The sequence below is a fragment of the Mycobacterium sp. OAS707 genome (assembly GCF_014873705.1).
In the GTDB taxonomy this organism is placed as follows: domain Bacteria; phylum Actinomycetota; class Actinomycetes; order Mycobacteriales; family Mycobacteriaceae; genus Mycobacterium.
In genome coordinates, this window is record NZ_JADBDS010000001.1 from 1,820,990 (window position 1) to 1,833,312 (window position 12,323).

At 64.9% G+C, this 12,323-nt stretch carries 12 protein-coding genes; 4 read left to right on the forward strand and 8 right to left on the reverse strand.

The genetic code is table 11. The features are described from left to right. The gene (gene rplX / locus GGC64_RS09095) at window positions 1-318 is read right to left on the reverse strand and encodes a 50S ribosomal protein L24 (protein WP_192722051.1); all 318 of its coding nucleotides are present in this window, start codon (window positions 316-318) and stop codon (window positions 1-3) included. Further along, entirely contained in the window at window positions 319-687 is a 369-nt protein-coding gene (rplN, locus tag GGC64_RS09100) for a 50S ribosomal protein L14 (RefSeq protein ID WP_015305035.1), read from the reverse strand. 337 nt (window positions 688-1,024) lie between these two features. Between rplN and GGC64_RS09105 the strand changes: the two genes are divergently transcribed. Both GGC64_RS09105 and GGC64_RS09110 read left to right on the forward strand, forming a co-directional pair. Next, window positions 1,025-1,933 carry a DMT family transporter gene (locus GGC64_RS09105; RefSeq protein WP_192722052.1) on the forward strand — a complete coding sequence of 303 codons (909 nt, stop codon included), beginning with the start codon at window positions 1,025-1,027 and terminating at the stop codon, window positions 1,931-1,933. 1 nt (window position 1,934) lies between these two features. After that, the gene (locus GGC64_RS09110; RefSeq protein ID WP_225951219.1) at window positions 1,935-2,705 is read left to right on the forward strand and encodes an SDR family oxidoreductase; all 771 of its coding nucleotides are present in this window, start codon (window positions 1,935-1,937) and stop codon (window positions 2,703-2,705) included. Here GGC64_RS09110 and GGC64_RS09115 read toward each other — a convergent pair. The 4 genes from GGC64_RS09115 to GGC64_RS09130 are packed head-to-tail and all read right to left on the reverse strand — an operon-like array spanning window position 2,702 to window position 7,366. Beyond that, the gene (locus tag GGC64_RS09115; protein WP_192722054.1) at window positions 2,702-3,580 is read right to left on the reverse strand and encodes a formylglycine-generating enzyme family protein; all 879 of its coding nucleotides are present in this window, start codon (window positions 3,578-3,580) and stop codon (window positions 2,702-2,704) included. The genes GGC64_RS09110 and GGC64_RS09115 overlap by 4 nt on opposite strands. 5 nt (window positions 3,581-3,585) lie before the next feature. Further along, entirely contained in the window at window positions 3,586-4,275 is a 690-nt protein-coding gene (locus GGC64_RS09120) for a hypothetical protein (protein ID WP_192722055.1), read from the reverse strand. Then, window positions 4,275-6,620 (reverse strand): arylsulfatase, encoded by a 2,346-nt coding sequence (locus GGC64_RS09125; RefSeq protein WP_192722056.1) that lies wholly within the window; start codon window positions 6,618-6,620, stop codon window positions 4,275-4,277. The genes GGC64_RS09120 and GGC64_RS09125 overlap by 1 nt, the downstream gene beginning before the upstream one ends. A 53-nt stretch (window positions 6,621-6,673) precedes the next feature. Continuing rightward, the gene (locus GGC64_RS09130; protein ID WP_370582033.1) at window positions 6,674-7,366 is read right to left on the reverse strand and encodes a DUF2306 domain-containing protein; all 693 of its coding nucleotides are present in this window, start codon (window positions 7,364-7,366) and stop codon (window positions 6,674-6,676) included. Between the two features lie 50 nt (window positions 7,367-7,416). Between GGC64_RS09130 and GGC64_RS09135 the strand changes: the two genes are divergently transcribed. After that, on the forward strand, window positions 7,417-8,118 hold the full coding sequence (locus GGC64_RS09135) for a TetR/AcrR family transcriptional regulator (protein WP_192722058.1): 702 nt from the start codon (window positions 7,417-7,419) through the stop codon (window positions 8,116-8,118). A 96-nt stretch (window positions 8,119-8,214) separates the two neighbouring features. Here the strand turns inward: GGC64_RS09135 and GGC64_RS09140 are convergent, their stop codons facing one another. Next, the gene (locus GGC64_RS09140; protein WP_192722059.1) at window positions 8,215-8,961 is read right to left on the reverse strand and encodes a bifunctional 2-polyprenyl-6-hydroxyphenol methylase/3-demethylubiquinol 3-O-methyltransferase UbiG; all 747 of its coding nucleotides are present in this window, start codon (window positions 8,959-8,961) and stop codon (window positions 8,215-8,217) included. A 205-nt stretch (window positions 8,962-9,166) separates the two neighbouring features. Here GGC64_RS09140 and zwf point away from each other — a divergent pair, with 205 nt between their 5' ends. Next, a complete protein-coding gene (gene zwf / locus GGC64_RS09145; RefSeq protein ID WP_192722060.1) occupies window positions 9,167-10,678 on the forward strand; it encodes a glucose-6-phosphate dehydrogenase in 1,512 nt (503 codons plus the stop codon). On the opposite strand, the gene GGC64_RS09150 is transcribed toward zwf, so the two are convergent. Then, window positions 10,675-12,285 carry an ABC transporter gene (locus GGC64_RS09150; RefSeq protein WP_225951635.1) on the reverse strand — a complete coding sequence of 537 codons (1,611 nt, stop codon included), beginning with the start codon at window positions 12,283-12,285 and terminating at the stop codon, window positions 10,675-10,677. The two genes, zwf and GGC64_RS09150, sit on opposite strands and share 4 nt — an antisense overlap. Between the last annotated feature and the right edge of the window lie 38 nt (window positions 12,286-12,323).

The window sequence follows — 12,323 nt, forward strand, 5'->3', positions numbered from 1 at the left end:
TCAGATGTCCTTGCCATTGGTCTTGGCGACGCGGACCTTCTTGCCGGTCTCGTCGTCGCGGCGGAAGGCGACGCGGGTTGGCTTGCCGTCGGAGTCGAGCAACATCACGTTGCTGACGTGGATCGGCGCTTCCTGGGTGACGATGCCGCCGGAGGACGCCCCGCGCTCAGTGCGCGAAACGGGGGTGTGCTTCTTGATCCGGTTCACGCCCTCGACGAGGATCTTGTTGCGGTCGGGGTAGGCCACCAGGACCTTGCCCTTGGCGCCCTTGTCCTTGCCCGAGATGACGAGCACGGTGTCGCCCTTGTGGACGTTCATCTACAACACCTCCGGGGCGAGCGAGACGATCTTCATGAAGCGCTTCTCGCGCAGTTCCCGGCCGACCGGGCCGAAGATGCGCGTGCCACGCGGGTCGTTGTCCGCCTTGATGATGACGGCGGCGTTCTCGTCGAACTTGATGTAGCTGCCGTCGGCGCGGCGGCGCTCCTTGACGGTGCGCACGACGACGGCCTTGACCACCTCACCCCGCTTGACGTTGCCACCGGGGATGGCGTCCTTGACGGTTGCCACGATGATGTCGCCGATGCCGGCGTAGCGCCGCGACGAGCCGCCGAGCACACGGATGCACAAGATCTCCTTGGCGCCCGTGTTGTCGGCGACCTTCAGCCGCGATTCCTGCTGAATCACTCGATCTCCTCGACCTGGTTAATGTGTGCATGGCAGATTCCGACCTGACATGCGCGGTCTTGCTGTTTCCGAAGGGCACGCAGGGTCTTCTTACGACGACCGAGGTCTGCCCAAGGCAACCCGTTGATTCTAGGTGAGGACCTGCGAGGAACCAAATCGCCGCTGGTCACCTCATCTGTGCCGCGAACGTGGGTTACCCGCACACATTCTGGCCCTGAAGCGTGCGGGTAACCCACGTTCGCGGTGAGCGGGGGGCGGCACACCCCGAAATATCGTCAACACCTGCCGTCTTTCAGGCGTTCACCTGGGCGTATTACATCCGGTCAGACTGGGCACCATGCTCGCAGTCGCCGCGCTGGCGCTGGCGGCCGCGTTCCTGTTCGCCCTGTCGGCGTTCATGCAGCAGCGGGCGGCGCGCACGGTCGTCGGCACCGACGCCGCATCACTGCGCGACGCATCCGGGGTCACCCGGCTGTTTTCCCGGCTGCTACGAAGCAGGGTCTGGCTGGCAGGCTGGCTGACGAACCTGAGCGGCGTCGGCACCCAGGCGGTGGCGCTGAAGCTCGGGTCGGTGGCCGCGGTTCAACCGCTGATGGCCGCCCAACTGGTGTTCGTGCTGTCGCTGGCCTCGGGCGAGCAGCGCCGGTGGCCGTCGCGGCGTGACTGGGTGTCGGCGCTAGCCGTGTGCGCAGGCCTGGTGCTGCTGGTTGTGGCCGATGCGTCGTCGCTGACGGCCCAGCCACACCGCAACCGCGTGTTCATGGCGACGGTCTGTGTCGTCAGCGGCGTCGTCGTACTTCGGCAGCTGAGCCGACACGTTTTCCCGTCGCTGCTCGTCGGAGTCGCGGCGGGCCTGTGCCACGCGCTCAACGCCGTGTACCTGAAGCTGACGGTCGAAGACCTGTACCGCGGCGGGGCAGCGGCCGTGGTTTTCGACTGGCCCGTGTACGGGTTGGCCGCCACCGCGCTGAGTGGAATGTTGTTGGTACAGATAGCTTTTGCCAGCGGTCCGCTGCCACCCGCCGTCGCGGCCATGAGCGTCACCAATCCCGTCGCCAGCTTCGTGTTGGGCATCCTCGCTTTCGATGCCCCCGCTCCGCGCGATCCGGCCGTGCTGTCGACGATCGCAGTGTCCGGACTGTTGACAACGCTCGGGATCGTCGGCCTGGCCAACGCATCGAACACCCGCCTGCTGTACCGCGCCGATTCGTCGACGATTCCGCTTCTCCCGGTTGATCATGGTTGACATGCAACTAACCGGCGCGGTGGTGCTGGTCACTGGTGCGTCGGCGGGCATCGGCCAGGTCGCGGCGGCCAAATTCGCGGCGAAGGGCGCACACGTGTTGGTGCACGGCCGCGACCCGCGACGGACCCCTCAGATCGCCGACGAGATCGGCGGCCGGGCCGTGATCGCCGACTTGGCCTCAGCCGGGGACCGCGAACGGCTTGCCGCCGCCGCGCTAGCCGCATATGGACGCGTCGATGTCCTGGTGAACAACGCCGGGTTCGGCTATCTCGGACCCGTATCCGAGATGTCCGTGGCCGTGATTCGGCGGTTGGTCGAGGTCGATCTGCTCGCCGCGATCGAGCTCACCCGCTCGCTTCTGCCAGGAATGATCGAACGGCGCCGCGGCGCAATCTGTTTCGTCACGTCGATCGCCGGACGCACCGGTGTCGCAGGTGAAGCCGTCTACTCGGCGACCAAGGCGGGCCTCGACACGTTCGCCGACAGCCTGCGGGTCGAGACCGCCGGATCTGGCGTCAACGTCAGCGTCGTCGTTCCGGGCGTCGTCGACACAGGCTTCTTCGAAACCCGCGGCGCTCCGTATGCGCGCTCGCGGCCCCGGCCGATTCCGGCGCGGACGGTTGCCGACGCTGTCGTCCGAGCGGTCGAGCGCGACCGTGCCGAAGAGTGGCGGCCACGCTGGCTTCGAATCGCGCCGACCGTGCGCGCGGTGGCGCCAGGTGCGTTTCGGCGGCTTGCGGTGCGCTTCGGCCGTCAGGCCGGCGCGGACTAAAGGTCAGCCACGCAACGGAATCCGATATGCGTGGTCGCGCTGTCCTGTGACTGCGGCGAGCGGGCCGCCGGACGATACCGCTGGCAGTATTCTGGGGCGCACAGGTGCGACCCGCCCTTGAGCGTCTGGTTCACCGACGGGTCAGGACTTGATGGCCCGCAACAGGATTCGATGGGACCGTCGAGCCGGTGGTGAGCGGAGAATTGTGTCGTCGTCCACTCCCACACGTTGCCGATCATGTCTAAGAGGCCGAATCCGTTCGGCGGGAAGGTGCCGACCGGCGACGTGCCCACCCAGCCGAGTGCGCCATCGTTGCGGAAGGGAAATCGCCCCTGCCACGTGTTGGCCATCAACTGACCGCCCGGCGTCACGTCCTCTCCCCAGGCGTACACCGTGGTCGCCCCGCCGCGAGCGGCGTACTCCCACTCGGCCTCGGTGGGCAGGCGACGACCTGCCCAGCGCGCGTAGGCAACGGCGTCCGGATAGGCCACCTGCACCACCGGATGGTCAGGCCGGTCGTCGATTCCGCTGCCGGGGCCGAACGGATGTCGCCAATCGGCGCCGGGGACCCACGCCCACCACTGCCGCCAATCACGCAGATCGACGGGGCCGCTGCTTGGCTGGAACACCAGCGAGCCGGGAACCAGATCCTGCTCGGCGGCTCCCGGGTACAGCGCAGGATCCGGGGCCTGCTCGGCGACGGTGACAAATCCCGTGTCGGCGACGAACTCCGCGAACTGGGCGTTGGTCACCGGGTGACGCTCGACGGCCAGAGCGCCGACGGTCGCCGTGTGCACCGGCGCCTCTTCCGGATAGAACTGCGTTGAGCCCATCCGAAACGACCCGCCCGGCACCTCGACGAGCTCGGTCAGCATGCCAGTCAAGGTAGAACGATCTCGAAGTCTTGGGTCAGCAGCGCCGCCGCGGAGTCGAAACCCGGGGTTCCCGTGGGAGCCTGCACGTGGACTGCGACGAGATAGTCGGGACCGTGGTCGGTCCAGATGTGAACGATGCGGTCCTCGTATTGCACGGCGTTCTGCGGTGTGTCCGACCACGCACCCATCAGCTTCTGCCCGCTGTAGCCGCACAGCTCGCCAGGCAGCACGCTGACGGAGCTGACTGGCGATTTCGCCATCAGGTCATCGGAGTACTTGCGAAACGCGGCCGCGGGATCCAATTTCGTCGCTGCGATCGTGACGGTGGCCGCCATGCCGTCGGGTCCGTCCAGCTTGCCGCCCACGTCGCCGGTGCCCGCAGTCATCGACCACTTGTCGGGAACGCCGACCGTGATCCTCGGTGCCTGCGGGTCAGCGACCTCGGCCGCCAGCCGCACACTCGGCGTGATCGTCTGCGAGCACACGACGCTGTTCGCAGGCACGGGCGCGCGCGTCGTCGGAAGGACACCGAACGTGGAGGGCTCCGGCTGCTGTGGTAGCGCGGTTGTCGCCGAGGACGACTGGGGGGCCGCGACGGTAGGAGCCTTGCCTGCAACTGGCAGGCCTTCGCTGGTTCGCACGCACGCGGCCAGCAGACAGGCCAGCACGAGCGTCGCCAAACCGACCCGCTTCATCAGTCTTTCGCGAACGCCCGCGCGAACTCTCGTTCCAAATCCACGTACGGCTTGCCTGACACGTCGACGTTCACCATTGCGATGGTGCCACCTGTGAACGGGAACGGCGCCTTGTACGTCCGCGAAACCGGCGATCCGGTGTTCTGCCCCACACTGAGGCTGGCTCCCGCGAGCCCGAACGTGCCGGGATGGATCTTCATGCCGGACAGCGATGCCACCTCGGCGTCGTCGATGTAGAGCGCCGTATCGCCGACGGGGGTGTGGCTGCCCTCCACCGTCCCGGTGCGCACAAAGGCGACGCCGAAAGTGTGCTTGCCCAACGGAACGGCATCCGACGACAGCTTCTGCTCCTGCTCGCCGAGGAAGTTGTAGATGTAGTGCAACCGGCCGTCCTGGACGAACAGCACGTGCCCGCCGTGTGCGCCACCGTGTTTGATGATCACACCCTCGGCGCCGCTGTCGATCGTCACTTCGGCGATCATCGCGAACGACCGGCCCTGGATCTCAACGGCGGCACCCATGCCGACGTCGGCGGTGCCGGGGTAATAGGTGTAGGACTCGCGGGTGCCGGTGAGGTACGGCCGATACCGCGTCATCGTCTCGAGGATGTTCAAGTCGGCCAGCGGCAAGCCGTTGTATTTGTCGGCTTCTCTGAACCACAACTTCTTGAGTTCTTCGAGTTTGTCGGGATTCTCGGCGGCCAGATCGTGGCATTGGCTGCGGTCGGCCTGGATGTGGAACAGCTCCCAGCGGTCCTTGTCGAAGTGGGACCAGCCTGCGGGCGACGCGGCGTGCACGGTGTTGGCGAACCAGCCCTTGTCCCAGATGCCGCGGGTGCCGAGCATCGCGTAGAACTGCGTCTCCTTGCCGGTCGGCGCATGCGGATTGTCAAGGGCCACTTTGATGCTCACACCGTCGAGAGGCTTCTGCGGAACGCCGCGAACCGTCGCGGGCGGGGTGATGTCGAGCAGGTCATACACCGTCGGGGTGATGTCGCAGACGTTGACGTAGTTGTCGCGCACCTCCCCGTGGGCTTTGATTCCCTTGGGCCAGCTGATGATTGCGGTGTCCGCGATGCCGCCTTCGTGTGAGGCGTAGCGCTTGAACAGCTTGTAGGGCGTGTTGAACGCCATCGCCCATCCGATTGGATAGTGGTTGTACGTCTCGGGGCCGCCGAGGTTGTCCATCACCTTCAGGCTTTCCTCGACGCTGTCGATGTACCCGTTGAAGAATTTGACCTCGTTCACCGACCCGTTCGGACCGCCTTCGCCACTGGCACCATTGTCGGAGATGACCACGATGATGGTGTTGTCGAGCTGACCGGACTCATCCAAATAGTCCAGGATGCGGCCGATTTGGGCGTCGGTGTAGGACAGGAAGCCTGCGAACACCTCGGCCATCCTTGCGAACAGTCGCTTCTCGTCGTCGCCAAGGGATTCCCACGGTCGCACGGTGTCCTGCGGCGGCCATGGCTCACCGTTGGGCCCCTTGACCTCCAGGTATGGGTTGATCGGCGACAGTTCGGTGTCCGGCGGGACGATGCCGAGCTGCTTCTGGTTCTCCAGCACGATTTCGCGGTACCGTTCGTAGCCCATGTCGAAGCGGCCCGCGTACTTGTCGGCCCATTCCTTGAATACGTGATGTGGCGCATGGCCGGCGCCAGGGCAAACGTAGGAGAACCACGGCTTGTCGGGCGCGATCACCTTGGCGTCGCGGATGAATTCGATTGTCCTGTCGGCGATGTCCTTCGACAGGTGGTAGCCGTCCTCCGGTGTTCCCGGCGGCGCGATCGGGTGGTTGTCGTAAACGAGTTCGGGATACCACTGGTCGGTCTCACCGCCCATGAAACCGTAGAACCGCTCGAACCCGCGCGCCAGTGGCCAATGCCGTTTGGTGGCAGCAAGATTCGACTCTTCCAGCGGCGTGAGGTGCCACTTGCCGACGCAATAGGTGTTGTAGCCGTTCTCGACCAGGACCTCCGACAGCAGCGCGGTGTCGTCGGGGATCCGGCCGTTGCAGCCGGGAAAGCCGTCGGTGAACTCTTCGATCGTGGCCATCCCGACTGTGGTCGGGTTGCGGCCCGTCAGCAACGAGGCCCGCGTTGGCGAGCACAGCGCGGTCGTGTGGAACTGCGACAGCCGCACACCGCGTTCGGCGATACGACTCATGGTCGGCATTTCGACCAAGCCGCCGAAGCAGTCCCACGTCGCGATGCCGGTGTCGTCCCACACGAGATACAAGACGTTGGGCGCATCCTGTTGCGCGGTCGGTGCGGCGTACGGTCCCCAGTCGGGCTCGGAATCCCGGATGTCCAGCTCGATCTTGCCGTTGAATTCCCTCGCCATGACAGCCTCGTCCCGGGTTTGTTATCGCCGTGTCTTCGACGATCGCACCGAACCTACACCGGCTGCGTATCGCTTAGCTGAGAAATTGACGACCGCGGCATTACAGTTTTTCGGTTCAACCAACGCCGCACCGAGAAGAACGGAATCGACCAGCCCAGCCACGCGCCGATGCCGGCCACCAACCAGACGAAATACTCCTGATTTCCCCCAAACATGCTGTCCTGCAACGGCAGGAACACGACTATCAACAACGGCGTCCAAATCCGGTTCGCGATGATCGACAATGCAAGCGTCGCACTGAGGACCATGTGTCGCCGATGCGTCACGAATTGCCGCTGCCGTGCGGCGAGGTAGCCATTGATCGTGAACCACAGCCACAGCGTGGCGAGCAGAACGTTACTGACGGCCAGGAACGGGCCGAACGGCGTCATCGCGCCGATCACCATGGCGCACACCGCGGCGGGGATCGCGGCGAACACGTAGACCCGCCCCACCCTGCGGTGCAGAACAGGTCGCCGCTTCCGCAGTCCCGGCCAGATCTGCGCGACTGCCGCCACCATCGCGATGCTCGCGAGCATCACGTGACCGACCAGCAGCGGGTAGTGCAGTGCGAACGTCGCGGGCACCCGGGTGCCTCCGGTGAAGTAGGGCGGCAACGAATAGACCAGAAACGCGACGACGACAACAGCGAGGACGAAAGCGGGCCAATTCCGCCGCTGGCCGGGTTTTGCGTATGACATACGCATGAGCGTACGACATACGCTTTCCCTAGGTCTACCGATTAGGCTGGTGTGTGATGACCTCTGACGAACCGCTGCCCAGAGCACTGGAGATCCTCTGGCGGGACGAGCCGCCGGGGCGGCGTACGCGCGGCCTGAGCCGCGAGCGCATCGTCGCGTCCGCGATCGATTTGGTCGAGACGGAAGGGTTGGCCGCGCTGTCCATGGCGCGGTTGGCCGATCGGCTGGGCTGCGGCACCATGTCGCTGTACCGCCACGTCGCCAACAAGGACGAGTTGTTGACATTCATGTTGTCGACGGCACCCGACCCGCCGCCCACACCGGCCGATCCATCGAATTGGCGTGGTGCGCTGAGTGATTGGGCTTGCGGGCTGTGGGAGGTCTATCACAGCCATCCATGGGTGCTGCAGACCGCTGCGGCGGGTCCGCCGCTGGATCCAGGGCAGTTGGCGTGGCTGGACGCCGGCCTTGCCGCGCTGGCCGAAACGACGTTGCCAGAGCGCGACAAGCTGGCTGCCGTCATGGCGGTGCTGCATTACGTCCGCGGCGCTGCGGCATTGAGCATCGAGGCCGCCAGCCAAGGTCCTGACTATCCGGCCCTGCTTCGGCGACTGTTGGACGGCGGCCGGTTTCCGGCACTGGCGGCCGCGCTGCAGGCCGGGGTCTTCGACGACGCCGACAACGATCACCTCGCCGAATTCCGTTCCGGTCTGGGTCAGCTGCTCGACGGCATCGCCGCAAAGGTCGAGCCTCGCTGAATACACGGTCGGCACGATCACGTGCGCGAGTGCGCCGTCAGGTGTGACATGCACCGACTCGGGCACCGGTGATTTCTTCCAGGTGTCGCGGGACGCCTACCAGCTCGGTTGACCCGCGCTGAGCGGTTTCCTCAGCACCACAGTGGCGAAGCTTGTCCACCAGGGCACAGGGTGTCGCAGCAGCCATCGCGTCTTCGCCTGCTCAGCGGCTTCAAGCGGCGGCAGCATCGCGTAGTAACGATGCCCGAATGCCGCGGTGAACGACTCCACGGTGAAGCCGACGCTCTGGTAGCGCGCGAGTGTCCGCCGCGTTGGACCAGTGCACCAGCGGTAGTAAGCAGGGAACTTCTCGTGTTTGGGGTCGTCGATGCGGCCCGGTTGGATTCTGCGCAGCACCGCGCGGGCGAACTCCTCCGGGATGAGCCGGTTAGCAACGAACGGCAACGTGAAAAGCGTTGGGAAGAAATGCACTGCGCGCCCGCCGGGTTTCAGCAGCCGCAGGCAGTTCTCGTGGAATGTCCGCGCGTCGGGCAGGTGCTCGCACAACATCTTGGAGAAGACGAGGTCGTAGCGCTCCAGGCCGTCGTGGATGGGCTGGCAGAGATCAGCGACGCGGGTGTCGAAATCACCTACGCCCAGCGCGAGTTCGTGCGCCGAGACGTCGATCACCACCCGCTCGGGAACGGATCGCCACTGTTCGGCCGCCAGGATCGGGTTGGCGCCGCCTCCCAACTCCGCTACGGACTGCGCTTCGGCCGCGAGCTTGAGCAGCAACTCGTCGTAGTTCTCCCATAGCTCGGATGCGCCGGTGTAGCTGATCGTTTCAGTCGGGCTGACGGCCATGGGTTAGTCGCACCTCCGCGGGTTGCGGGGGACTCTAGTGACAAATTATCAAAAGTGTCAATTGTCGAGATCGGCCCGCCACCACTCGGTGTTTAGGTTGCGGCCTTTCGTGCAAAGTTAAGAAGGGCCGTCGGGTGCGTGATGCGGCGGTGGCCAATGGTTTGGCAGCCTGCAAAAACCGTGGGGCGGTGGAAGTATGCCGAGAGTGACGACCAGCAACCCGCAGACGATTTCGTATCCGGCAGTGGGCTCGCGCCCGTACCGACAGGACGAAGTCGCGGTCGACCCTCACGTTGTCGTGCTCTTCGGCGCTACGGGAGACCTGGCTCGTCGCAAGTTGATTCCTGGCCTCGCCTACCTCGACCAGTCCGAACTGGCTCCCCACATCGAGATTGTCGCCACCTCGCTGGAGGACATCTCCACCGACGAGTTCCTGAAGGTGGCCAAGGAAGCGATCGAGGACTTCGGGACGCACAAGCTCAACACGGACCAGTGGGGCCGCTTCGCCAAATCGGTGAGCTACGTGCCGCAGAGCGCAGGACCCGAAGCGCTGGCCGCCGCCGTCGCCACCGCCGAGGAGAAACTCAGTAAGGGAGTCCGCCGTCTGCACTATCTTTCGGTACCGCCGAAGGCCGCGCGAGCTGTGATCGACACGCTGCGAGAGGCCAACCTGGTGGACCGGTCCCGCGTTGTGATGGAGAAGCCGTTCGGCACCGATCTGGCCAGTGCCGTAGCGCTCAACGACTTCGTGCACGAGACCTTCAGCGAAGAGCAGATCTTTCGCATCGACCACTTCCTCGGCAAAGAGGCGGCGCTGAACATCCTGGCGTTCCGCTTTGCGAACGGGCTGTTCGAGCCGATTTGGAATCGCAACTTCATCGACCACATCCAGATCGACATCCCCGAAACCCTCGGTCTCGACGAGCGCGCCAACTTCTACGAGAGCACCGGCGCGTACAAGGACATGGTGGTCACCCATCTGTTCCAGGTGATGGCTTTCGTCGTGATGGAGCCTCCCACTGCGCTGGAGCCGCGTGCCATCAGCGAGGAGAAGAACAAGGTATTCAGATCGATGCTGCCCGTCGACCCGGCTCACGTGGTCCGCGGCCAGTTCGCCGGCTATCGCGAATTAGACGGCGTGGCAAAGGATTCCGACACCGAGACATTCGTCGCGCTCAAGGTCGGCATCGACAACTGGCGATGGGCGGGCGTGCCGATCTACTTGCGCACGGGCAAGCGGATGGCCGAGGGCATGCGCATCATCTCGATCGCGTTCAAGGAGGCGCCGCGCACGATGTTTCAGCACGGCTCCGGTGTCGGCGCCCAGGGGCCGGACCACTTGACGTTCGACCTCGCCGACAATTCCAAGGTGTCGCTGTCGTTCTACGGAAAGCGGCCGGGTCCTGGCATGAAGCTGGACAAGCTGTCGATGCAGTTCTCCACCCAGGAGGTCGACTCCGGCACCGACGTGCTGGAGGCCTACGAACGGTTGATGCTCGACGCGATGCGCGGCGACCACACGCTGTTCACGACGGCCGAGGGCATCGAGTCGCTGTGGGAGCGATCGGAGGGCTTGCTCTCCGATCCCCCGTCGGCCAAGTCCTACCCGCAGGGCACGTGGGGACCCAACGCGATTCATCAGCTGATCGCACCGCATGCATGGCGGCTGCCGTTCGAGCGCGCGTGGCGAGAAGCCAAGAACGACAACAACGACTAGCTCTGCTTCACCGGCTCGTTGACCCGATACAGCCGCCACACCGGCTGGCTGTCACCGTCATTGGCGATTTCCAGTTCGAGCGTCGCGATATCGGCGCCGGTCTCAAATAACGTGGGATACCTCAGATTCAGTGCATCAGAAGCCCCGCGGCCGACCGGCGGCACCGCGAGCATGTACTTGATCCCGTTCTCTATCGGCGCGTTGAGCAAGTCGGTGAAGTCCGGATCCGACGGCACCACAAAGACTTTCGGACGCCGCGACGCGGCAAGCACAGCGAATCCGTACACCGTGTCGGTGAGCACAGAGCTCTCCGGCAGGTCGAGCTTCTCGAGGTAGCGCGCGATGTGGCGTTCGGTGGAGAAGCTGGCCGCGATCCGCTGCTCGGTGGCCTTCCGTTCGCTGGTGCTGCCGGGATCCGGTGCGAGCACAGCGCCAAGGGCGTACTCCTGCGGCGCATACTTCGGCTGACCCATCCCCCACGCCGTGATCGGCAGGGCGATCGCCATCGCTGCCGCAACGGGGAGGTAGGCGGGAAGCGAGTTTCGCCGGTGTGTCGGTGGCGGCGATGTCGGGGCATATTTTCCGCGCCGTTTGGCAACCACCAATCGGCCGTCGGGCACAGCGAGCATGGCCAGGCATGCTGTGAGTGGAATGGCCACCATGTAGAAACGCAAGAACGGGAAGGTCGATCCCATCGCATAGCTCAACGTCTGAAACGCCAGCGCCGCACCGTATATCACAGTCGGCACCAGCAGCACGTGCCAGCGCTGTCGTCGCCACCGCTGCGCGGCCGCCCATGCGGCGATGGGGACCAGGGTCGGTGCGAGCAGCGAAACGCACACCGCGGCGAACGACACGCCGTCGCCGAATCCCGGTTTCGTCTGGCCGGACTGCGCAAGGATCGCCGAGTTCCCGTACTGCGACGTGAATTGCGCGAACCCTTCTCCGGTGATCAGCCAGCTGATCACCGCCCAGCCGACGAAGGTGGCCACCCCGGGACCGCTGACCATGATCATGTCCAGCACCGCCCGGCGAATTCGTGGGGCGGCCCTGGCCCGTAGGTAGGTGGTTGCGCCGACCAGTAAGCCTGCCGCCGCAATACATGCCACAGCGTCGTAGCGGGTCAGATAGGCCATTCCCATCGCTATGCCACCGGCGACGATCAGGTGATGCACATCGTCGTCGGTCATCCACAGGATGAGCCTGCGGACAGCCCATGACATGAAGAAGACGAAGGGCGCCTCACTCATTCCGTTGGCGCCGTAGAAGACGATCATCGGGTTGAGCGCAAACAGTGCCGTGATCGCGATCGAATACCCCCGCGGCAACCCGCGGTCGGTTCCCATGTTGAGAATCTGCACCACCGCGCCTGCCATGAAAACGGCCGACATGATCGTTCCGGAAAACGCGCGGGCAGCCATGTCGGGCCACACGGCGCTGAGGGCGACGGCGGGGATCTGAACCATCGACGCAAGGGGCGTGAAGATGAATCCAATGGCGGCCAGGTGCGGGTCGCGGCTGAACAACACCGACTGTGCCGCAGCAACTCTCGACAGCGTGTCACCGAGGATGAACCCGTGTTGCACCTGCAGCCAATATCCGACCATCAAGTAGACCGCGAGCGAAATGAAGTATGCGGTCACCT